The 19,434-nt window shown below is 68.2% G+C and carries 21 protein-coding genes; 4 read left to right on the forward strand and 17 right to left on the reverse strand.

The window, feature by feature from the left end; genetic code table 11:
• Window positions 1-40 precede the first annotated feature (40 nt).
• From ACEPA4_RS03535 to ACEPA4_RS03580, 10 genes are all read right to left on the reverse strand, one after another.
• Window positions 41-688, reverse strand: a complete 648-nt coding sequence (locus ACEPA4_RS03535; RefSeq protein WP_032953945.1) for a DUF1287 domain-containing protein — start codon at window positions 686-688, stop codon at window positions 41-43.
• The gene (locus tag ACEPA4_RS03540) at window positions 685-1,707 is read right to left on the reverse strand and encodes a symmetrical bis(5'-nucleosyl)-tetraphosphatase (RefSeq protein WP_005415345.1); all 1,023 of its coding nucleotides are present in this window, start codon (window positions 1,705-1,707) and stop codon (window positions 685-687) included. Before ACEPA4_RS03540 ends, ACEPA4_RS03535 begins: the two co-directional genes overlap by 4 nt.
• 15 nt (window positions 1,708-1,722) lie before the next feature.
• On the reverse strand, window positions 1,723-2,106 hold the full coding sequence (gene apaG, locus ACEPA4_RS03545) for a Co2+/Mg2+ efflux protein ApaG (protein WP_005415346.1): 384 nt from the start codon (window positions 2,104-2,106) through the stop codon (window positions 1,723-1,725).
• Window positions 2,107-2,119: 13 nt separating this feature from the next.
• Window positions 2,120-2,923: a 16S rRNA (adenine(1518)-N(6)/adenine(1519)-N(6))-dimethyltransferase RsmA gene (gene rsmA, locus ACEPA4_RS03550; protein WP_134956257.1), complete on the reverse strand. Its 804-nt coding sequence runs from the start codon at window positions 2,921-2,923 to the stop codon at window positions 2,120-2,122.
• The gene (gene pdxA, locus ACEPA4_RS03555) at window positions 2,920-3,900 is read right to left on the reverse strand and encodes a 4-hydroxythreonine-4-phosphate dehydrogenase PdxA (RefSeq protein ID WP_374083006.1); all 981 of its coding nucleotides are present in this window, start codon (window positions 3,898-3,900) and stop codon (window positions 2,920-2,922) included. The genes rsmA and pdxA overlap by 4 nt, the downstream gene beginning before the upstream one ends.
• Window positions 3,901-3,903: 3 nt before the next feature.
• Entirely contained in the window at window positions 3,904-5,247 is a 1,344-nt protein-coding gene (locus ACEPA4_RS03560; protein WP_154350251.1) for a peptidylprolyl isomerase, read from the reverse strand.
• Window positions 5,244-7,724, reverse strand: a complete 2,481-nt coding sequence (gene lptD / locus ACEPA4_RS03565; protein ID WP_081280512.1) for an LPS-assembly protein LptD — start codon at window positions 7,722-7,724, stop codon at window positions 5,244-5,246. Before lptD ends, ACEPA4_RS03560 begins: the two co-directional genes overlap by 4 nt.
• Before the next feature lie 89 nt (window positions 7,725-7,813).
• Complete coding sequence (locus ACEPA4_RS03570) at window positions 7,814-8,752, reverse strand: histone deacetylase family protein (protein ID WP_053500468.1); 939 nt, start codon at window positions 8,750-8,752, stop codon at window positions 7,814-7,816.
• A gap of 9 nt (window positions 8,753-8,761) precedes the next feature.
• Window positions 8,762-9,316, reverse strand: a complete 555-nt coding sequence (locus ACEPA4_RS03575; protein ID WP_065186340.1) for a cob(I)yrinic acid a,c-diamide adenosyltransferase — start codon at window positions 9,314-9,316, stop codon at window positions 8,762-8,764.
• 8 nt (window positions 9,317-9,324) lie between these two features.
• A complete protein-coding gene (locus ACEPA4_RS03580; protein WP_005415353.1) occupies window positions 9,325-9,909 on the reverse strand; it encodes a hypothetical protein in 585 nt (194 codons plus the stop codon).
• Window positions 9,910-10,018: 109 nt separating this feature from the next.
• Between ACEPA4_RS03580 and ubiH the strand changes: the two genes are divergently transcribed.
• Together ubiH and ACEPA4_RS03590 are read left to right on the forward strand one after the other, a co-directional pair.
• The gene (gene ubiH / locus ACEPA4_RS03585) at window positions 10,019-11,227 is read left to right on the forward strand and encodes a 2-octaprenyl-6-methoxyphenyl hydroxylase (protein WP_053500463.1); all 1,209 of its coding nucleotides are present in this window, start codon (window positions 10,019-10,021) and stop codon (window positions 11,225-11,227) included.
• A complete protein-coding gene (locus ACEPA4_RS03590) occupies window positions 11,224-12,405 on the forward strand; it encodes a UbiH/UbiF family hydroxylase (RefSeq protein ID WP_374083007.1) in 1,182 nt (393 codons plus the stop codon). The genes ubiH and ACEPA4_RS03590 overlap by 4 nt, the downstream gene beginning before the upstream one ends.
• A 68-nt stretch (window positions 12,406-12,473) precedes the next feature.
• Here the strand turns inward: ACEPA4_RS03590 and ACEPA4_RS03595 are convergent, their stop codons facing one another.
• The 6 genes from ACEPA4_RS03595 to ACEPA4_RS03620 form a co-directional block, all read right to left on the reverse strand.
• Window positions 12,474-12,869, reverse strand: a complete 396-nt coding sequence (locus ACEPA4_RS03595; protein WP_374083008.1) for an EF-hand domain-containing protein — start codon at window positions 12,867-12,869, stop codon at window positions 12,474-12,476.
• Between the two features lie 49 nt (window positions 12,870-12,918).
• Complete coding sequence (gene rlmM / locus ACEPA4_RS03600; RefSeq protein WP_053501233.1) at window positions 12,919-13,986, reverse strand: 23S rRNA (cytidine(2498)-2'-O)-methyltransferase RlmM; 1,068 nt, start codon at window positions 13,984-13,986, stop codon at window positions 12,919-12,921.
• Window positions 13,970-14,530 carry a nucleoside deaminase gene (locus ACEPA4_RS03605; RefSeq protein WP_005415358.1) on the reverse strand — a complete coding sequence of 187 codons (561 nt, stop codon included), beginning with the start codon at window positions 14,528-14,530 and terminating at the stop codon, window positions 13,970-13,972. The genes rlmM and ACEPA4_RS03605 overlap by 17 nt, the downstream gene beginning before the upstream one ends.
• 96 nt (window positions 14,531-14,626) lie before the next feature.
• Window positions 14,627-15,349 carry a DUF6348 family protein gene (locus ACEPA4_RS03610; RefSeq protein WP_005415359.1) on the reverse strand — a complete coding sequence of 241 codons (723 nt, stop codon included), beginning with the start codon at window positions 15,347-15,349 and terminating at the stop codon, window positions 14,627-14,629.
• A 48-nt stretch (window positions 15,350-15,397) separates the two neighbouring features.
• Entirely contained in the window at window positions 15,398-16,051 is a 654-nt protein-coding gene (locus ACEPA4_RS03615) for a hypothetical protein (RefSeq protein WP_095379343.1), read from the reverse strand.
• Window positions 16,052-16,094: 43 nt separating this feature from the next.
• Window positions 16,095-17,843 carry a glutamine--tRNA ligase/YqeY domain fusion protein gene (locus tag ACEPA4_RS03620; protein WP_065186344.1) on the reverse strand — a complete coding sequence of 583 codons (1,749 nt, stop codon included), beginning with the start codon at window positions 17,841-17,843 and terminating at the stop codon, window positions 16,095-16,097.
• A 197-nt stretch (window positions 17,844-18,040) separates the two neighbouring features.
• On the opposite strand from ACEPA4_RS03620, the gene ACEPA4_RS03625 reads away from it, so the two are divergent.
• Complete coding sequence (locus ACEPA4_RS03625) at window positions 18,041-18,304, forward strand: DUF2007 domain-containing protein (RefSeq protein WP_374083009.1); 264 nt, start codon at window positions 18,041-18,043, stop codon at window positions 18,302-18,304.
• A 30-nt stretch (window positions 18,305-18,334) separates the two neighbouring features.
• Window positions 18,335-19,000 carry a peptide-methionine (S)-S-oxide reductase MsrA gene (msrA, locus tag ACEPA4_RS03630; protein WP_065179689.1) on the forward strand — a complete coding sequence of 222 codons (666 nt, stop codon included), beginning with the start codon at window positions 18,335-18,337 and terminating at the stop codon, window positions 18,998-19,000.
• A 194-nt stretch (window positions 19,001-19,194) separates the two neighbouring features.
• On the opposite strand, the gene ACEPA4_RS03635 is transcribed toward msrA, so the two are convergent.
• Window positions 19,195-19,320, reverse strand: a complete 126-nt coding sequence (locus ACEPA4_RS03635; protein ID WP_255313051.1) for a hypothetical protein — start codon at window positions 19,318-19,320, stop codon at window positions 19,195-19,197.
• Window positions 19,321-19,434: the final 114 nt, after the last annotated feature.

Consider the following 19,434-nt stretch of genomic DNA (forward strand, 5'->3'; position numbering starts at 1 on the left):
ACCCCTCCCGTAGCCGAGCATGGCCCAGCTCTACAGGGGCCTAGGGCATCCGGTAGTGCCCGATGATCGCGTGCTGGAACAGCAGGTTCTCTTCACGCGTGCCGCGTGCGATGTTGTGCAGCACCAGCGGTGTGCCATTGGCCAGCCTCCGGTCGGAGACGATGCCGACATGCAGCAGACCGTTGCCGTTGAGCTTCCAGGCCACGATGTCACCGGCCGCATAGTCGGTGGCGAGGGCGGTGATCGGTTGCTGCCAGCCCTGCCGTTCGAACCAGCGCATCAGGTTCGGCACACGTCGATGATCAATGTTGCGGTCCGGCCGTGACAGGCCCCAGATCGCGGGATACGCGCTGAAGTTGCCGCGCATGTCTTCATGCACGCGCGCCTGCAGGTCCAGGCCCTGGCTGCGCAGGGCGCGCACCACCACGTCGGTGCACACGCCGCGATCAAGCGGGACGTCGCCGCCGGGATAGGACAGGACCTGGTAGGCGGGATCGTAACGGGTGGTGACGCCGATCTGTGCGCGCGCTGCGGCCACCAGTGGCGGTGAAGGGGCCTGCGGCTGCGATGGCGTGGGGGCGGCATTTCCGCCGCCGGTGGGAGCCGGGGGCGAAGCAGGCTGGCAGCCGCTGGCCAGGGCCAGCGTCAGCAGCAGCACCCTCCATGGTGCCCAGCCGCGTCGCGTCATGCCTGCGGCGCGGCGCCGTTGTTGTGGGGTCCACCGGAGCCTCCACCGCCACCACCTCGACGGCGACGACGGCGCGGACCACGGTTGCCCGGGTTGGCAGCAGCGGCGTTGCCGCCGCCCTGTTCCTTGCCCTGCACCGCAGCGGCGGGCCGCTCGTGCGCCGGTCGCGCCGGCGGGCGGGCGTGGGGTACGGGTGCCGGTACATCACGGCCCGGTACCTGCACCACGCGCAGCTCGTCGGTATCGAGCTGGATCGCGGTCAGCTTGCCGCCCCAGACTGCGCCGGTGTCGATGGCGTGCACGCCCTGGGTGATGGTCAGGCCCAGCGCCGACCAGTGGCCGCAGACGATCTTGAGGTCGCGCTCGACCCGTCCAGGTACTTCGAACCAGGGGTAGAGTCCCTGTTCCTGCGTGCCAGGGGTGCCCTTGTCCTCGATGCCGATGCGCCCGCGCGGGGTGCAGTAGCGCATGCGGGTGAGCACGTTGATGATCGCACGCGAACGGTCGTAGCCGGACAGGTTCGGCGCCCAGCTTGGCTTGTCGCCGTACATGTTGCGGAACAGCTTGCGGTAGCCGGCGCCGTGCAGCTGCACCTCGACTTCGGCGGCGTGCTTCTCTGCCATCTGCGTGGTCCACTTCGGCGCCAGGCCGGCGTGCACCATCATCCAGCCCAGCTCGCGATCCACATGCACCAGCTTCTGCAGGCGCAGCCAGTCCAGCAGTTCGTCGCGGTCCTCGGCCTGCACGATGCGCAGCAGGTCCGGGTTGACCTTGCGCTGCTCCTCTTCGGTGCGTGCACCGACGGCCAGCAGCGAAAGATCATGGTTGCCCAGCACCACCACGCTGTGCTCGCGCAGCGAATGCACCAGCCGCAGCGTTTCCAGCGACTGACCGCCACGGTTGACCAGGTCGCCGCAGAACCACAGGGTGTCCTGGGCCGGGTCGAAGCGGATCTTCTCCAGCAACCGCTGGGTCACGTCGTAGCAGCCCTGCAGGTCGCCGATCGCCCACACACTCATCGTTCGGCCTCCGTGTCAGTGCAGGGTACGCGGGACGGCCAGCACGAACGGTGCGACCGGCGCGGCAAATTCGGTGCCATCGTCGGCGACCATGTCGTAGTGCCCCTGCATGGTCCCGTGATCGGTCCCCAGCATGACACCGGACGTGTAACGGAAGTCTTCACCGGGGCGCAGCCGCGGCTGCTCGCCGATCACCCCGTCGCCATCGACATGCTCGACACGGCCATTGGCATCGGTGATGCGCCAGTGGCGTGCGACCAGGCGTGCGGCGACCCGCCCCTGGTTGTGGATGCGGATCGTGTAGGCGAACGCATAGCGCCCGTCTTCCGGCGCGGATTGATCGTCGAGGAAGCGCGGTGCGACTTCGACGGAGATGGCGTAAACGTCAGCGTCTTCCATACCGGCAGTGTAATCAGGAGGCATTGGCCAAAGCGATGAATTCGGCCACGTCCAGCTGTTCGGCGCGGGCATCGGGACGCACGCCGGCGGCAACGAATTGTTCGGCGGACACCACGTTGTTCAGGGCGTTGCGCAGGGTCTTGCGGCGCTGCCCGAAGGCGGCCTTGACCACCTCGGCGAAGCGCGTGTGGTCGTTGATGCTGATCGAGGCCGGGTCACGCGGCACCAGCCGCACCACGGCCGAATCGACCTTCGGCGGCGGCCGGAACGCGCCCGGCGGCACCACGAACAGGGAGGTCACCTGGCAGTAGGCCTGCAGCATCACGCTGAGGCGGCCATACACCTTGCTGCCGGGGCCGGCGGCCATGCGGTCGACCACCTCCTTCTGCAGCATGAAGTGCATGTCGCGGATCACTGCGGCATGCTCCAGCGCATGGAACAGGATCGGCGAGGAGATGTTGTAGGGCAGGTTGCCGACCAGGCGGATCGGCTGGCCATCGGCCAGTTCGGTGAAGTCCACGCGCAGCACGTCGCGGTGGACGATGGTCAGCTCGCCCAGCGGCTCGGCGGCGGCGGTCAGCGGCGCGATCAGGTCGCGGTCGAACTCGATCACCGTCAGCTTCGGGTGCACGCGCAGCAGCGGCAGGGTGATGGCGCCCTGGCCTGGACCAATTTCAACCAGGCGGTCACCATCTTTCGGATTGACCGCCATCACGATCTTGTCGATGTAGTGGCGATCGGCCAGGAAATGCTGGCCAAGCTGCTTCTTGGCCGGTGCGGTGAACACCGGGCCGGAGGGGGAATGCGGGGAATTCATGCGCTCAGTGTACGTTGCCGCGCCAGCTGCGCACACAGCGTCGTTGCCGCCTGCAGGCTGGAAGGATCGGCGATGCCGCGGCCGGCCAGGTCCAGCGCGGTGCCATGGTCGACCGCCACGCGCGGGTAGGGCAGGCCCAGGGTCAGGTTCACCGCCTGCTCGAAGCCGGAATACTTCAGCACCGGCAGGCCCTGGTCGTGGTACATCGCCAGCACGGTGTCGAAACCGGCCAGCTTGGCCGGCAGGAAGGCGGTGTCGGCCGGCAGCGGGCCGACCAGGTCCATGCCCTCCGCGCGCAGGCGCTGCAGCAGGGGGATGACCAGGTCCAGTTCCTCGCGTCCCAGATGGCCGTCTTCGCCGGCATGCGGGTTCAGCCCGAGCACCGCGATGCGCGGCGCAGGCAGGCCGAACTCGCGGCGCAGCGCGGCATGCACCGTACGCAGGGTATATTCCAGGCTGGGCGCGGTGATCGCATCGGCCACCTCGCGCAGCGGCAGGTGGGTGGTGGCCAGGGCCACGCGGACAATGTGATTGGCCAGCATCATCACCACCTTCACTCCGGCCTGGTCGGCCAGCAGTTCAGTGGTGCCGCTGTAGGCGATGCCGCCCTCGTTGATGACCGCCTTGTGCACCGGGCCGGTCACCACACCGTGCAGCTCACCGGACAGGCAGGCCTGGCCGGCGCCGAGCAGGGCGCCGATGACCGCGCTGGCATTGGCCGGATCGGCCTGGCCGAAGTGGCTGGGCGCCGCGTTGCGGACGGCGCGCAGGCGCAGATCGCCGGGGACGCGTGCTTCGGCGTGCTCGGGCAGCAGTTGCAGGGGCAGGTTCAGGGCGGCCGCAGCCGCGCGCAGGGTGTCCGGGTCGGCGAAGGCCAGCAGCCGGCAATCTTCACGCGGCTGCTGGACGAGGCGGACACACAGCTCCGGGCCGATCCCGGCGGGCTCGCCCGGTACCAGAGCGAGCTCGGGGCGCATCGGTCAGGACTGCGGCGGCGTGGCGGTGTTTTCCGCGCGGTCGCCGCTGCGGAAGCTGACGTAGGCTTCGCCACGCAGTTCCTGCAGGAAGCGGTTGTACTCGTCTTCCAGCTTGCGGCGGCCGATGGTCTCGCGGACCTGGGCGCGCTGGTTGTCGGTGGTCACGTCGGTCTGGCGGGTCGCCACGCGCTGCACGATGTGCCAACCGGCGTCGGTGCGGAACGGCTGGCTGACGCCACCATCCTGCAGGCCACTCACCTGCTGGCCGAAGGCCGGACCGAACGCGTCAGCCGGGAACCAGCCGAGATCACCGCCCTGGCCCTTGCTGTTGTTGTCCTCGGAGGACTCCCTGGCAACGGTCTGGAAGTCGGCGCCGCCGGCAATGCGGGCGCGCAGGGTATCGATCTTGGCCTTGGCAGCGGCATCGGTCTGGTGGTCGTCCACGCGGACCAGGATGTGGCGGCCGTGGTACTCGGTGACCGTCTGCTCACCGGCGGCGGAACTGCTGTCACGCACTTCCACCAGCTTCAGCAGCTGGAAGCCGCTCGGGCCGCGGATCGGGCCGACCACCTCGCCCGGCTTCATCTTTTCCATCAACTGGGCAAAGGCCTGCGGGATTTCATCCAGGCTGCGCCAGCCCAGATCGCCGCCTTCCAGTGCGTTCGGGCTGTCCGAATAGCGCACGGCCGCCGCGTTGAAGTCCAGCTCGCCCTTGTCCAGCAGGGCCTTCACGCCATCGGCCTTCTTCTGGCCGGTGGCGATCTGGTCGGCGTTGGCACCGTCGGGCAGGGCGATCAGGATGTGCGCCAGGTGGTACTGGTTGCCTACCGTGGCCTGCTGCTTCAGCGCGGCGTCGACTTCACCCTCGCTGACGCTGATGCGGCTCTGCGCGAAGCTCTGGCGCAGGCGCTGCACGGTGATCTCGTCACGCACCGACGCGCGGAAATCGTTGAAATCGATACCGTCCTGGGCCAGGCGCTGGCGCAGGGCATCCAGGTTCGAACCGTTCTGCTGGGCGATGGCGTTCATCGCCTGGTTCAGCTCCTGGTCGCTGACACGGATGCCGCTGCCCTGGGCGCGGGCCACCTGCAGCTTGACCAGCACCAGGCGTTCGAGCACCTGGCGGCTGAGCACGTCTTCCGGCGGCAGCTGGTTTTCGCGGCCGGCATACTGCGCCTTGATGTTGGCGATCGCACGCTGGAGCTCGCTCTGCAGGATCACGTCCTCATCGACGACGGCAGCGATGCGGTCAAGCGGCTGCGCCTCCTGGGCAAGCACCTGCAGGGGGGCGGACACGCTGGACACCGCCAGCAGCGAGGCGAGAAGAACGGGGAAGCGCTTGGTCATGGGATCAGGTTCGGATCGTAGTCATCCCGGGTCGCCCCGGTGTTGCTCGGCGGCACGAGATAGAGGTCGTCGCGGTTGTAGCCGAGGATAGCACGGCGCAGGGTACGGTCCGTGTCCTGCCCCAGGGAGCTCAGGCCCTTGAGCACGAACTCCACCTGGATGGAGTTGTTCATCTCGCCTTCGCGGTTGCGGACATAGCGGCGGCCGACCACACGCACGGCCAGGCAGCAGCTGTCCCACTGGACACCGCCGATGATTTCCAGCGGCTCCTTGTCCTGCAGCGAGTAGTAGTAGCGACCGACCAGGCTCCAGCGCGCATTCAGCGGGTACAGGAACGACAGGTCGGCCTGTTCCAGCAGGGTACGGTCGTGCTTGTTGGCGGTGGCCGGGGCGCCCGAGTTGATGCGGTAGCGGTAGCTCAGGTTGATCACGCCATCGTTGGGCATCAGGTAGCGGGCACGGACGCTGGCCAGATCCTCACGCTTGTACTTCGGGTCCCACTGGTAGGTGGCACCCAGGGTCCAGCGGTCGTTGATCATGTAGTTGCCGTCGGCGATCCACGCCGACTTGCCCTTTTCCACCGGCGCGCCGCCCGGGGTGACGGTCACCCGCGACTCGTCGAAATACTGGATCTGGCCGATGGCCGCCGAGAAGCGTTCCTTGCCGGTGGTCTGGTCGATGAAGCGGGTGCCCAATGCAAGGGTCAGCTGGTTGGCATCGTTCTGGCGGTCGGCGCCGGTGTAGCGCGAGTCGCGGAACAGCTGGCCCCAGCTGAACGTGAAGTCACGGGTGTCGAAGATCGGAAGGTCGTCCTGGTTGCGGTACGGCGTGCGCAGGTAGAACAGGCGCGGTTCCAGCGTGTGCAGGAATGACTTGCCGCCGATCGTGGTCTCGCGATCGAAGAACAGGCCGGCGTCGATGCTGCCGATCGGCAGGCTGCGGCTGGGCGATTTGTTGCCGCGCAGCTGCTCCGGCGTGGCGGTGTTCGGGTCGATGCCCTGCGAGGCCAGCACGTTGCGGCGGACGCTGTCAGCCAGGCCCTGGTCCAGGTCGTAGCCGGTGTAGCGGTAGGCCAGGGTCGGGGTGACGTACCACGCCGCGCCACTGATCGGGAACGACACGTACGGCTTCACGTCCAGTCGCGAGCCGCCGTACATGCGTTGGGTCTGGCCGTTGCGCGTGTACTGCAGGTCGGGTCCCGCATCGGCGCCGTACTTGAAGTTGATGTCGTCGTGGGTGAAGCGCACGGCTTCGGCATAGATGCCGGTTTCCAGCCACGGCAGGACCGGCTTGTCCCAGTTGAAGTACAGGCGCGGCTGGCGGTTGTACGGCAGCGCGCTTTCATTGAGCGTGTAGTCGGTCAGCTGCCAGCGGTCGGCCATGATGCCGGCCGTCCAGTTCCTGCCGGTGCCGTACAGGCCCACGGTGCTCTGCAGGTTCGAGGCAGTCACCCCGACCAGGCGGTTGGCGAAGTCCTCGACATAGCGCTCGTCGCTGACCCAGGCCAGGTTCGCACGGGCCTGCCAGTGGCTGTCCACGTTGTGGTAACCGCTGAACATCACCCGGCCGCGGTCGCGGTCGCGCAGCTTGTCGTTGGGCATGAACGCGGTCAGCAGTTCGCCGCGGCCGCCGTTGTAGAGATAGCGGAACTCGTTGTCGAGCATCAGGCCGCGCCGGCTCATGTAGCGCGGGGTCAACGTGTCGTCGTAGTTCGGCGCCAGGTTGAAGTAGATCGGCTGTGCGTAGTCGAATCCGTTGCGCCCGGACATGCCCAGCTGCGGGAACAGCAGGCCGGTCTTGCGGCGGTCATCGATCGGGAACTTGAAGTACGGCGCCCACAGCACCGGCACCTTGCCGATCCGCAGCACGGCGTTGCGGGCGGTGCCGAAGCCCTCGTCGTTGTCCACTTCGATCTGCGGCGCCGACAGCTTCCACACCGGCTGTGACGGGTCGCAGGTGGTGTAGGTGGAGCGGTGCATCTGGCCGACCGCGCCCTGCAGGTCGACCGACTCGGCATCGCCGTTGCCGCGGCGCGACACCAGCTGGTACTTGATGTCGGTGATCTTGTGGGTGTCGCTTTCCTGGTTGCCCTCGGCGCGCTTGGCGACCATGCGGATCGAGGAGTCCTGGTAGCGGACATTGCCGTCGGCGATGTAGTTGCCGCTCTCGGTATCGAAGCTGAGCTTGTCGGTGCCGACGAACTGGTCGCCGCGGCGCAGGGCCACGTTGCCTTCGTACTGCGGCACAGTGGTCGTGCCCAGCAGCTGGTCACCCTCGATGTCGGTCGGCTGCTGCTCGCGCGCAGCGCTGGCGGCGGCCTTGTCCTGCCCCGGGACCGGGGTGGGCGCATCGGTGAACGCGGGAATCACGTCGGTAGCCGGGCACAGGCCCCAGTTGAGCGGCTTTTCATCGGCCATTGCCGGCAGGCAGATGGCGATGCTCAGAGGCAGGGGAAGCAGGCGGAGGGCTCGGCGCACGCGGTTCGGATTCGGGCGAAAACGGACGGTAGCTTGCCCCATCCCTTGCATAGGGGCAATGAAGGACGCCGCAGCCTGCCGGTTCGGGTTCATCCGGAGACGCTGCCGGGAGGGGGCAGCAGCAGGGCCCGGACATGGGCCACGCTGCACTCGGCAAGGGCCTGCAGGTCATAGCCGCCTTCCAGCATCGAGACCACCCGGCCGGCCGCATGACGGCGCGCCAGCGCATGAAGCTCCCGGGTGATCCAGGCGAAATCGTCGGTTTCCAGCATCAGGTCGGCCTGCGGGTCACGCAGGTGGGCGTCGAAGCCGGCCGAGATCAGCAGCAGCTGCGGACGGAAGTCGTCGATGGCCGGCAGCATTTCGTCGGCCCACACGTTGCGGAAGCGGAAACCGCCACTGCCCGGGGGCAGCAGGATGTTCATCAGGTTGCCGGCACCGCGGTCGCGGCGCAGGCCGGAATTGGGGAACAGGCCGGCCTGGTGGGTGCTGTAGTACGAGACCCGGGCGTCGTGCTGGAAGATGTCCTGGGTGCCGTTGCCATGGTGGACATCGAAATCGACCACCGCGATCCGCTCCAGCCCATGGCGGTCGCGGGCATGGGCCGCGGCAATGGCAATGTTGTTGAGCAGGCAGAAGCCCATCGCGGTGCTGCTGGTGGCGTGGTGGCCCGGGGGCCGCACCGCGCAGAACGCCAGCGGATCCTCGCCCAGCATCACTGCATCGACCGCGGCCACCCCGGCGCCGGCGGCGTGCACGGCGGCACTGGCCGAGCCCGGCGAGGTCCAGGTGTCCATGTCCAGCTGGCGCAGCGGCGCGGTCTGCGGCTGCAGCACGAAGTCGAGCAGGGCACTGTCGTGGACCCGGGTCAGTTCGCCGAACTTGGCCGGCGGCGCCTCGCGCCAGTCGAGCTGGCCGGGGAACGCGGCGTGCAGGGCATCGAGTACTTGCTGCAGGCGTTGCGGGCACTCCGGATGGCCGGGGCCGGGGTCATGCAGCAGGCAGGACGGATGGGTGAAGACCAGCATCGTGCCGACTCAGCGCTGGCGCTGCTGTGGCTGCCACAGCGCTTCGCCATGGCCGTCGGCGCGGGCCAGTACGCGGGCCAGCACGAACAGCAGGTCCGACAGCCGGTTGAGGTACTGCAGCGCCTCGCTGCGCACGGGCTCAAGGCGGGCCAGGGTGACGGTCTCGCGCTCGGCGCGGCGGACGATGGTGCGGGCCAGGTGGCAGCGTGCGGCGGCCTCGCCACCAGCCGGCAGGATGAACTCCTTCAACATCGGCAGGTTGGCGTTGTAGTGGTCCAGCTGCTGTTCCAGTGCCGACACATCGGCGGCGTGGATGGCGACGTGGCCCGGGATGCACAGCTCGGCACCCAGGTCGAACAGCTGGTGCTGCAGATGCACCACCAGCGCGCGGACATCCTCGGGCAGCGCGGTGGCAAGCAGCAGGCCGAGCGCAGCGTTGGCTTCATCGACGGTGCCGTAGGACGCCACCCGGGCATCGTCCTTGGCCACGCGCTGGCCGTCGCCGAGGCCGGTACTGCCGTCGTCGCCGGTGCGGGTATAGATGCGCGAGAGGCGATGACCCATGGCGCGGCTCAGTGCCGGATGTCGCGGCGGGCCTGCTGAAGCTTCAGTACCTGCTCCACCGCCAGCTGCAATGCCGCCGCCAGCGCCACGTAGATCGCGGTGGTGCGCAGGTAGGGGCCGAACCATTGTGCGTAGTTCTGCGCCCAACCGGCCAGCGTCGGCTCGGCCACGTTGCGGGTGGTCCAGTAGAAACCGCCCTGCGCCAGCAGGTGGCAGACCGCCACCGAGGCCACCAGCAGCAGTGCACCCTTGGCCAGCACCGGCCAGCGTGCGCCCTGGTAGTTGCGGCCCAGCAGCATGCCGCCGGCCCACAGCGAGAAATACGCCGGCAGCAGCAGCCAGTAACCCGGCGACACGCAGTAGTGCTGCCAGAAATCCAGGCCGCTGCTGCGGATCACGATCCAGTCCACCAGCACGGCGAACACCATCAGCAGCGGAAACGCCCAGCGTGTCCACGTGGCCAGGTAGAAGCCACCGATGAAGAACACCGCCCAGGAGGCATCGGGGATCGCCGCGAAGTGGTTGACCCGGGTCGCCGCCAGCAACAGCACGAGGACGGACAGGACGAAGGCGCGGTTGGCGGTGGCGGACATGGCAGCGGGCCCGGAGCGGATTCAGGTTTCATTCTAGCCCGCCGCGCCGGTTGGCGCAGGTCGGGTGGTGTTGGGCGTTCGGGCAGGGCGAGCGCGTATCATGAACATCATGAGTGAACGACATGACGTGCTGATCGTCGGTGGTGGCCTGGTCGGTGCCAGCCTGGCCATCGCCCTGGACCGCCTGGGCCGCGATGTGGGCCTGCTCGAGGCCAGCCCGGCCGGCGAGCTGCCGGCGGTGTTCGACCAGCGCAACCTCAGTTTTGCCGCTGCCACGGTCAATGCGCTGACCGCGCTGGGGGTCATGCAGAAGCTGGCGATGGCGCCGGGCCCGATCCGCCGCATCCACGTCAGCCGCGCCGGCGATTTCGGCCGCGTGCAGCTGGAGGCTTCCGACTATGACCGGCCGTGGTTCGGCCAGGTGGTGGTGGCGCGGGACTTCGGCCAGGCGCTGGAAGCGCGCCTGCAGGAGCTGCCGCGGCTGCGGCGCTACCGGCCCATGCGTTTCCTGGGCCTGGGCGAGGTGGTCGACGGCTACCGCCAGGTGCGGGTGGCCGACGAGACCGGCGAACGCGTGCTGCAGGCCCGGCTGGTGGTGGGGGCCGATGGCACGACCAGTGGCGTGCGCGGCGCGCTCGGCATCGAGGTCGACCGCCATGATTTCCAGCAGACCCTGTTCGTGGCCCGCGTGCGCAGCCAGCGCGCGCCGGACGGCACCGCCTGGGAGCGCTTCACCGATACCGGCCCGACCGCCCTGCTGCCGCGTGGTGATCGCCACTTCGGCACCGTGCACGGTGTTGCGCGCGACCAGGCCGATGCGGTGATGGCGCTGGACGATGCGGCTTGGCTGCAACGCCTGCAGAACGCGATCGGCTGGCGCGCCGGCCGGCTGCTCGAATCCGGCCCGCGCAGTGCTTATCCGCTCATCCAGGTGCTGGCGCGCGCGTTGGCCGGAGAGCGCGCGGTGCTGCTCGGCAATGCCGCGCAGACCATCCATCCGCTGGGTGCGCAGGGCTTCAACCTGGGCCTGCGCGATGCGCTGACCCTGGCTGAACTGCTGGAGGATGCGCATGAGGATGCCGGCAGCGATGCACTGCTGCAGGCCTATGTCGCGCGCCGCGAAGAGGACCGCCGGCAGACGGTGGCGTTCTCCGGCGGGCTGGCGCGCCTGACCAGCAATCCGGCGCCGTTGATGCGGCCGCTGCGCAGCCTCGGCCTGGTGGCCGCGCAGCGCGCCTCGGTGCAATCGATGCTGGTCGGTGGTGCGATGGGCTTCCGCGGCGAGGTGCCGCGGCTGTGCCGTGGAGAAGCGGCATGAGCCGGCGCGCGCGTCTTGATGTGGCCATCATCGGCGGTGGCGTGGTCGGTGCCGCGTGTGCGCTGGCGCTGGCTGATGCTGGCCTGTCGGTGGCGCTGGTGGAAGGTAGCGAACCGGCGCCGTGGCAGGCCGCACAGCCGGACCTGCGCGTGTTCGCCTTCGCTGCCGACAACGTACAGCTGCTGAATCGTCTTGGTGTGTGGCCGGCGATCGCGCAGGCCCGTGCATGGCCCTACCGGCGCATGCAGGTGTGGGACGCTGCCGGTGGCGAGGATCTGCTGTTCGACGCCGATCGCTTCGGCCGTCGCGAACTGGGCTACATCGTCGAGAACGGGCTGCTGCAGGACCGCCTGTGGTCGGCGCTGCCGGCGGCGGGTGTGCAGCTGCACTGCCCGGCACGGGTGGACGCGCTGGAGCAGGACGAGGACGGCGTGCGCCTGCGCCTGGATGACGGGCGTCGCCTGGAAGCGGCGTTGGCGGTGGCCGCCGACGGCGCCGAATCGACCCTCCGCCAGCTGGCCGGGATAGAGGTGGAGCGCCATGACTACCACCAGCGTGGCGTGGTGGCCTACGTGGACAGCGATCTTCCCAACCAGGCCACGGCCTGGCAGCGCTTCCTGCCAAGCGGGCCGCTGGCGTTGCTGCCGGTGGCCGAGCGCCGCAGCTCGATCGTCTGGACCCTGCCCGAGGACGAGGCGGCGCGTGTTCTGGCACTGGACGAGGACAGCTTCAACCGCGAACTGACCCGCGCCTTCGCGGCACGCCTGGGTGAGCTGCGGTTGGCCTCCCCGCGAGCGGCATTCCCGCTGCGCCGCCAGCTGGCCCGTCACTACGTGGCCGGTCGTGTACTGGCGTTGGGTGACGCGGCGCATGTGGTGCATCCGCTGGCCGGGCAGGGCGTGAACCTGGGGCTGCGTGATGTCGCCGCCCTGCAGCAGTGGCTGGCACCCTCGGCAGAGCGCCGCGGCCAACCGCGGCTGTCGCCGCAGCGCCTGCAGCGCTGGGCACGCGAACGGCGGAGCGACAACCACATCGCCGCCTACAGCTTCGATGCGATCAACCGCCTGTTCTCCAACGACGAAATGCACCTGACCCTGGCCCGGGGCCGTGCGTTGGGCTGCGTCGGCCGATGGCCGCCGCTGGTGCAGGCGTTCTGGAAGCGCGCCGCCGGCGTCTGAAGCAAAAAGGGGACGGAGGGGATTAAGTCGTATGTGCACATACGACTTAATCCCCTCCGTCCCCTTTTTCAATCCACCAGCCAGCCGGCCAGGTCGGTGCGGTCCAGCTTGCCGCGATGCCTGCGGTCCAGCGAATTGAATTCGTCGGCCAGCGCCGGGTTGGCCTGCGCTTCCTCGCGGCTGATGAAACCATCGCCGTTCACATCCAGCGCGGCGAAGTGGATGCGGTACTGGCCAACCACGCTGCTGGGCTCCAGCGAACGCACCGTCACCTGTGCCTCGCCGGCCGGCTGTGCAATCTCGACGCTGCCGCTGACCCGACCGGCATCCAGTGGCTGCCGGCGGATCGCGCCGCCGGTGGGGCCCAGCGGCTGGCTCTGCGCAGGGGTGTGCGGCAGTTGCTGGGCCATGGCCGGTGCGACTGACAGCAAAGTGATCAGCAGGGTGAGCGAGTGGTAGCGCATGGTTCCGTTCCCCGGTAGCGCCGGGCCATGCCCGGCGGATGCAATGGGATCAGCGCAGCGGCGAGGCCAGCACGGTGATCTCTTCACGATCGTGATAGAGCTGCTTGGCGCGCACCACCAGCGGCTTCCCGGCCTGGTCCTGGAACAGGTCCAGGCACAGCCGGGTCTCGTCCCAGCGCTTCTTCATCGGCAGCTTCAGATTGAAGATCGCATGCCTGCACCAGCCTTCGCGGAACCAGGTGGCCATGCGTTCGGCGACGCGGCGCGGCTGCTCGACCATGTCGCAGACCATCCAGTCCAGCGGTTGTTCCGGGTGCCAGTGGAAGCCATCGGCGCGCAGGTGCTCGACCAGGCCGGTGTCCAGCACGTGCTGGCGCAGCGGGCCATTGTCGATGCTCAGCACGTGCATGTGCTGCCGGGTGAGCACCCAGGTCCAGCCACCGGGGGCGGCGCCAAGGTCGGCCGCGCGCATGCCGGGCTTGGCCAGCGCCTCGCGTTCTTCAGGCGTCAGTAGGGTCAACAGCGCCTCGTCCAGCTTCAGCGCCGAACGCGAAGGCGCTTCGGGCAGCAGCTTCAGGCGCGGAATGCCCAATGCCCACGGCGCGCTGTCGCCCGGGTCGGCCACGCAGACGAAGGCATGGGTACCGTCGACGAACACCACATGCAGGCGCGGCAGGCGGGTGTTCGGCTTGTCGCTGAGCTTGCCGGCCTTGCGCAGCGCCGGGCGCAGTGCATTGCCAAAGGAACGCGCCAGGCCGGACAACGGCTTGCCAGCGTCGGAATCGGGATGCTCCACCCACAGGTCGCCGAAGCGCGGCGCATCGGCCAGCACCTCCAGCATCGGCGTGATGCGGTCGGCCGGATCCAGCTGCGGCAGCTCGGCCAGCACCACCAGCTTCTGCCGCGCGAAGATCAGTTCGCGCCAGCGCAGGCGCGGTGCCAGCGCCGCGGCCTCGTCGCACATGAACAGCACGTAGCCGTCATTGCGCTGGGTACGCGCATAACCGGCGAAACCGGCTTCGCCGGCACGGAACTGCAGTTCGCCGGCCAGCTCGGGCTCGAAACCCTGCCGGCACAGGCACAGCAGGCCGATGCCGGTTTCAGTAACGGGCGCCATCGCTTTCCCCATAGGCACGCAGCACGCTGCGCGCGGCGTCGCGGTTCAGGCCCTGCACCACTTCGATGCCACGCTTGTTGAGCTCGCCGACCCAGTCGGCCGGCAGCGGGCCTTCGTCAAACGGAGTCAGTTCTTCGACGTCGGCTGCACTGGCACCGATCAGCAGGCGGTCGATGCCGGCCCACACGGTGGCGCCGTAGCACTGGCAGCACGGCTGCGAGCTGGTGGCCAGGGTGACCGGCGACAGCACCGCGTTCAGGCGCGGGGTCTGCAGGCGTTGCTGGGCCAGCATGTAGGCCATGTTCTCGGCGTGCGCCAGCGAGGTCGCGTGTGGCATCACCCGGTTCACGCCGGCAGCGATCACCTTGTCGTCCGGGCCGAACACCACGGCGCCGAACGGGCCGCCACTGGCGTGCTCGACGTTCAGCCGCGACAGCTCGATCGCCAGCGCGACCTTGGCCTCATCGCCCGGATATCGACGATCCAGGTCGATCTGGTCGTGGATCCAGGCGGGAAGGGTCAGGTGGACTTGCGCGTACAGCATCGCGGGGGTGCCTCGTAGGGATGGAAGAAAGTGCGGTTGCTTGGGAAACCGGCGCGCAGTGTAGCCGCACCGGCCTGTATCGGGTGTGGCGGTGGGTCAGCCGGGCGAGCCGGTGCGGATCACCACGTACTGCTTGCGGAACTCCAGCCCGGCCTGCGGCCAGCTGGCTGCATAGGCACGCAGCAGGGGCAGGGCGGCGGCGAAATCGTGGCCGTTGACCCGGCAATCGGCCTCGCACAGGCCATCGGCATCGCGCGAGGCGAACAGGCGGATGGCCAGGAACGGGCGCGCCTTCAGCAGCTCGTCGAAGGCGTCCATGCTCCTGGTGAACAGGCAGCACGGACAGGACCCATGGTCGTCCTCGCTGCAGGTGCTGGCGTCCACCTCGTGCTCGCGGTAATGCGCCAGCGGACCCAGCACCACGGTGCGTTCGTGTTCCCGGCCCTCATCGCCGGCCGGATAGGTCAGGCCCATCATTGGCAGGGCCTGTGCGTCTTCGGCGCCGATCGCGGTCTGCAGGGTCACCAGGTCCACCCGTGCCCAGGCCTGGAAGCCGGCCAGCAGCGATGTCTGTTCATCGGTACCGTTGGCGTGCTGGTACTCGAACAGGCCGTCAGCGAACAGCAGCGGATGCTGGCTTTCGATGACGGTGGAGGTCTGCCAGCCCCCGTTGTCGCGCGCGTGCGCGGCCATCGCATGCGGGGTCAGGCGCAGTCCGCTGTCCAGCAGCAGCGCGTTGCCGTCGATGCGGCTGGCGACGCTGGCGTCCTGCAGGGCCTGCTGCAGCAGTGGGAGGAGGGCGGTGGACGTCGTGGTCATGTCAGGCCTGTGGATGGATCGGGTGGAGCATCCAGGCCGGGCCTGGTGCTAGCGGTCGAGCGCGTCAAGTTCGGCGCGATAGCGCTGCGCGTCGGACTGCTGCTGCGGGTCGTTGCCGTGGTCGCGCAGCCAGCTTTCCAGTTCGCGGCGATACTCCGCGCGGAAATCGGCATTGCCCGGGCTGAAATGCAGCTTGCGTGCTGCCACCTCCACGCGCTCGCGCGCGCTGGACCGGGCCTGGGCGATGCCGTGGGGTGATTCGTTGGTGAGGATGACGAAGTTGCGCGGGAAACCCGGCGTGTACTTGACCACGAACGGCTGGTCGCGCGCCGGGATGCGGATGGCGTTTTCCAGCGGCCACAGCGAGGCGGTGTTGGTGTGGAACACCGCCTCCACATCGCGCCCTTCGGCAGTGCGCAGCACCGCTTCGTAGCGCCAGATGTACTGTTCGTTGAGCGTCGAGCTGGTTCGCTCTGCCTTGACGATCACCGCTTCGCCGCGCTCGCCCACCAGGTTGAGGAAGGTGGCGTTGAGGAAGTGGCCGAAGAACATGTTGAGCATCGCCAGCGGGAACACCACGATGGCGTAGCCTGGAAAGCGTCGCCACCACGAGACCAGCCCGGCCAGCACCATCGCTGCAAAGAACGTCAGCAGCGGATGCTGCGAGATGAACCAGAGCAGGACGGACAGGGCGGTGATCATCGTCGGGGGCGTGCGGGCGCCGTGTGGGCGCCCGCGCAGGTCCTCAGGCCGACCAGGTGTCGCGCAGGGTCACGCTGCGGTTGAACACCGGCTTGGCTTCGGTGTGATCGCGGCGGTCGGCGACGAAATAGCCGGTGCGCTCGAACTGGAACGACTGCTCCGGTGCGGCGCTGGCTGCGGCCGGCTCGACATAGCCGGTGACGGTACGGCGCGATTCCGGGTTCAGGTAGTCGCGGTAGGTCTTGCCTTCCGATTCGTCGTCAGGGTTCGGCACCGAGAACAGGCGGTCGTACAGGCGGATCTCGGCCGGCACGCCGTGCACGGCGCTCACCCAGTGGATGGTGCCCTTGACCTTGCGGTTGGCGCCTTCCATGCCCGGACGCGATTCCGGATCGAGCCAGCCGCGCAGTTCGATGATGGTGCCGTCGGCATCCTTGATCACTTCGTCGCAGCGGATGATGCCGGCGCCACGCAGGCGCACTTCGCCGCCCGGCACCAGGCGCTTCCAGCCCTTCGGCGGCACTTCGGCGAAGTCCTCGCGATCGATCCACACTTCGCGGGCGAACGGAACTTCGCGGCTGCCGAAGCTCTCGTCCTTCGGGTGGTTGCTGAAGGTCAGCAGTTCTTCGTGGCCTTCCGGAAGGTTGGTCAGCACCAGCTTGACCGGGTCGACCACGGCCATGCGGCGTGGCGCGGCGCTGTCGAGGTCCTCGCGCAGTGCGCCTTCGAGCACGCTGAAGTCGATCAGCGAATTCTGCTTGCTGATGCCCACGCGCTCGGCGAACAGGCGCATCGCGGCCGGGGTGTAGCCACGGCGGCGCAGGCCCTGCAGGGTGGGCATGCGCGGGTCTTCCCAACCGTCCACCAGCTGTTCGGTGACCAGCGCCATCAGCTTGCGCTTGCTCATCACCGTGTAGTTGATGTTCAGGCGCGAGAACTCGATCTGGCGCGGCTTGGCCGCTTCGCGTGGCAGCCCGGCATCGACCAGCGGCTGGGTCAGCGCGTCGTCATGGGCGAAATCGACGTTGTCCACGCACCAGTCGTACAGCGGGCGGTGGTCTTCGAATTCCAGCGTGCACAGCGAGTGGGTGATGCCCTCGATCGAATCACCCAGCGCATGGGCGAAGTCGTACATCGGGTAGATCGGCCACGCGTTGCCGGTGTTCTGGTGCTCGACGTGCTTGATGCGGTACAGCGCCGGATCGCGCAGGTTGATGTTGCCGCTGGCCATGTCGATCTTCGCGCGCAGGGTGCGCGCGCCATCCGGGAACTCACCGGCGCGCATGCGGCGGAACAGGTCGAGGTTTTCCTCGACGCTGCGGTCGCGCCATGGCGACGGACGGCCCGGCTCGGTCAGGGTGCCGCGGTAGGCGCGCACTTCCTCGGCCGACAGGTCGCAGACATAGGCCTTGCCCTGTTCGATCAGCTTCTCGGCGGCCAGGTAATAGGCCTGGAAGTAGTCCGAGGCGTGGCGCAGCTCGTTCCAGCTGAAGCCCAGCCAGCGCACGTCGTCCTGGATCGCGGCCACGTATTCCGGATCTTCCTTGGCCGGGTTGGTGTCATCGAAGCGCAGGTTGCAGACGCCGCTGAATTCACCGGCGATGCCGAAGTTCAGGCAGATCGACTTGGCGTGACCGATGTGCAGGTAGCCGTTCGGCTCCGGCGGGAAGCGGGTCTTGATCGCCTGGTGCTTTCCGCTGGCCAGGTCCTCGCGCACGATCTGGCGGATGAAATCGCGCTTCTCGTGGCTGTCGGCGGGGGTCTCGGGGCTGGCGGGGGTGTGCTCGGACATGAGTCGGCGAAAAGAAAGGCAGAAAGACCAACAGTCTAGCGCGTACCGGGCAGAACTGCCGGGGTTGCCGGCCAGCGGCCGGCACTACCAGGCGTCTTCCGGTAGTGCCGGCCGCTGGCCGGCAACTCTCGGATCCCGCCCTCTCCACCATTCAGCCCCCAGGCGTATGCTGGACCCTTGCCCCGAGGAGCCGCCGCATGCACATCGTGTACAAGGCCGACAACCTGTTCGACGCCCATCTGGTCAAGCACGCCTTGGAAGACGCTGGTATCCCCGCGTTCGTGTTCGGAGAGCAGCTGCTGGGCGGGATGGGCGAGCTGCCGCTGTTTGGCGTGCTGCGGGTCGGCATCCCCGATGCGGCGCGGCCGCAGGCCGAGGACATCGTAGCGGCGCTGGACTTGGGCCAGGCCCCGTCCGACCCCATTTCCGATGCAGACGACATTGCCGGTTTTCCGGCGTAGGAGCGCATCATGTTGGGAATTGGCCAGGGCATCCTCGGCATCGGCGCCTTCAAGCAGCGCCTGCCGCGCCCGGAAGAGGCGCTACCGGGGCGTGACCAACCGCTGCCGCTGCACAGCAACCAGCACTTCGTGAACAGCCATCCGCTGAAGGACCGTTTCGCCGGCCTGCAGCAGATCCGCTTTGCGCTGGGCTGTTTCTGGGGCGCCGAGCGCAAGTTCTGGACCGAGCCGGGCGTGTACAGCACCTCGGTCGGCTATGCAGGTGGCATCACGCCGAACCCGACCTATGAAGAGGTCTGCTCGGGCCTGACCGGCCACACCGAAGTGGTGCAGGTGGTGTTCGACCCGGCGGTGGTGAGCCTGGAGCGGCTGCTGCAGCTGTTCTGGGAAAGCCACGATCCAACCCAGGGCATGCGTCAGGGCAACGACACCGGCACCCAGTACCGCTCGGCGATCCATGCCACCGACGAGGCCCAGTACAAGGCCGCGCTGGCCAGCCGCGAGGCCTACCAGACGCAGCTGGCTGCGGCCGGCTACGGCCCGATCACCACCGAGATCGTGTACCCGGCACCGGCGTACTACTACGCCGAGGACTACCACCAGCAGTACCTGGCGAAGAATCCGAACGGCTACTGCGGCATCGGCGGCACCGGCGTGAGCTGCCCGATCGGGTTGGATGTGGAGGCGCCGCGCTGACGCGCGGTGGTCCGCCTGCGGCGGGCTGAAGCTGAAAGCAACTGCCAAAGCCAAAGCCAAAGCGGCTCTGGGTTGCTGATGGTTTGGCGGGACGGGTACAGATGGCGGGACACGCCGTAAACCCGTCCCTGGGGGCTCGGCCACGGCATCCATGCCGTGGACGGTCCCGCCATCTGTACCCGTCCCGCCTCCGATCATTTCCCGGTGACGGTGGGCAGGAGCAGTGGATTACTGACGAACTGAAGGAAAACAAAAAGGACGCGGCGTTCGCCGCGTCCTTCTTGTTTGATCCTGCAGTGCTTTCTGTAGAGCGGAGCCATGCTCCGCTCCAAGCAAGCGAAGCGCGCGACCCGCTGTTGCTCTTCTTTCTTTCTTCCGTGGCGGGTGGCCACCGGAAACTGTCAGAGGGCGGGCGGGTTGGGTTCGCGGGAGTG

Origin of the sequence: Stenotrophomonas sp. P2112 (assembly GCF_041897515.1) — a bacterium.
Classification (GTDB): Bacteria; Pseudomonadota; Gammaproteobacteria; order Xanthomonadales; family Xanthomonadaceae; genus Stenotrophomonas; species Stenotrophomonas sepilia.

What these genes read in the sequence shown, in the direction of transcription:
- ACEPA4_RS03590 (WP_374083007.1), top strand. Translation starts at nt 11,224, where the DNA reads ATGAGCCGGCGCGCGCGTCTTGATGTGGCCATCATCGGCGGTGGCGTG.
- ACEPA4_RS03595 (WP_374083008.1), bottom strand. Translation starts at nt 12,869, where the DNA reads ATGCGCTACCACTCGCTCACCCTGCTGATCACTTTGCTGTCAGTCGCA.
- ACEPA4_RS03540 (WP_005415345.1), bottom strand. Translation starts at nt 1,707, where the DNA reads ATGAGTGTGTGGGCGATCGGCGACCTGCAGGGCTGCTACGACGTGACC.
- apaG (WP_005415346.1), bottom strand. Translation starts at nt 2,106, where the DNA reads ATGGAAGACGCTGACGTTTACGCCATCTCCGTCGAAGTCGCACCGCGC.
- ubiH (WP_053500463.1), top strand. Translation starts at nt 10,019, where the DNA reads ATGAGTGAACGACATGACGTGCTGATCGTCGGTGGTGGCCTGGTCGGT.
- ACEPA4_RS03625 (WP_374083009.1), top strand. Translation starts at nt 18,041, where the DNA reads ATGCACATCGTGTACAAGGCCGACAACCTGTTCGACGCCCATCTGGTC.
- ACEPA4_RS03535 (WP_032953945.1), bottom strand. Translation starts at nt 688, where the DNA reads ATGACGCGACGCGGCTGGGCACCATGGAGGGTGCTGCTGCTGACGCTG.
- rsmA (WP_134956257.1), bottom strand. Translation starts at nt 2,923, where the DNA reads ATGAATTCCCCGCATTCCCCCTCCGGCCCGGTGTTCACCGCACCGGCC.
- ACEPA4_RS03560 (WP_154350251.1), bottom strand. Translation starts at nt 5,247, where the DNA reads ATGACCAAGCGCTTCCCCGTTCTTCTCGCCTCGCTGCTGGCGGTGTCC.
- ACEPA4_RS03605 (WP_005415358.1), bottom strand. Translation starts at nt 14,530, where the DNA reads ATGCTGTACGCGCAAGTCCACCTGACCCTTCCCGCCTGGATCCACGAC.
- ACEPA4_RS03610 (WP_005415359.1), bottom strand. Translation starts at nt 15,349, where the DNA reads ATGACCACGACGTCCACCGCCCTCCTCCCACTGCTGCAGCAGGCCCTG.
- ACEPA4_RS03615 (WP_095379343.1), bottom strand. Translation starts at nt 16,051, where the DNA reads ATGATCACCGCCCTGTCCGTCCTGCTCTGGTTCATCTCGCAGCATCCG.
- ACEPA4_RS03580 (WP_005415353.1), bottom strand. Translation starts at nt 9,909, where the DNA reads ATGTCCGCCACCGCCAACCGCGCCTTCGTCCTGTCCGTCCTCGTGCTG.
- ACEPA4_RS03635 (WP_255313051.1), bottom strand. Translation starts at nt 19,320, where the DNA reads ATGGCTCCGCTCTACAGAAAGCACTGCAGGATCAAACAAGAAGGACGC.
- pdxA (WP_374083006.1), bottom strand. Translation starts at nt 3,900, where the DNA reads ATGCGCCCCGAGCTCGCTCTGGTACCGGGCGAGCCCGCCGGGATCGGC.
- rlmM (WP_053501233.1), bottom strand. Translation starts at nt 13,986, where the DNA reads ATGGCGCCCGTTACTGAAACCGGCATCGGCCTGCTGTGCCTGTGCCGG.
- ACEPA4_RS03620 (WP_065186344.1), bottom strand. Translation starts at nt 17,843, where the DNA reads ATGTCCGAGCACACCCCCGCCAGCCCCGAGACCCCCGCCGACAGCCAC.
- ACEPA4_RS03575 (WP_065186340.1), bottom strand. Translation starts at nt 9,316, where the DNA reads ATGGGTCATCGCCTCTCGCGCATCTATACCCGCACCGGCGACGACGGC.
- ACEPA4_RS03570 (WP_053500468.1), bottom strand. Translation starts at nt 8,752, where the DNA reads ATGCTGGTCTTCACCCATCCGTCCTGCCTGCTGCATGACCCCGGCCCC.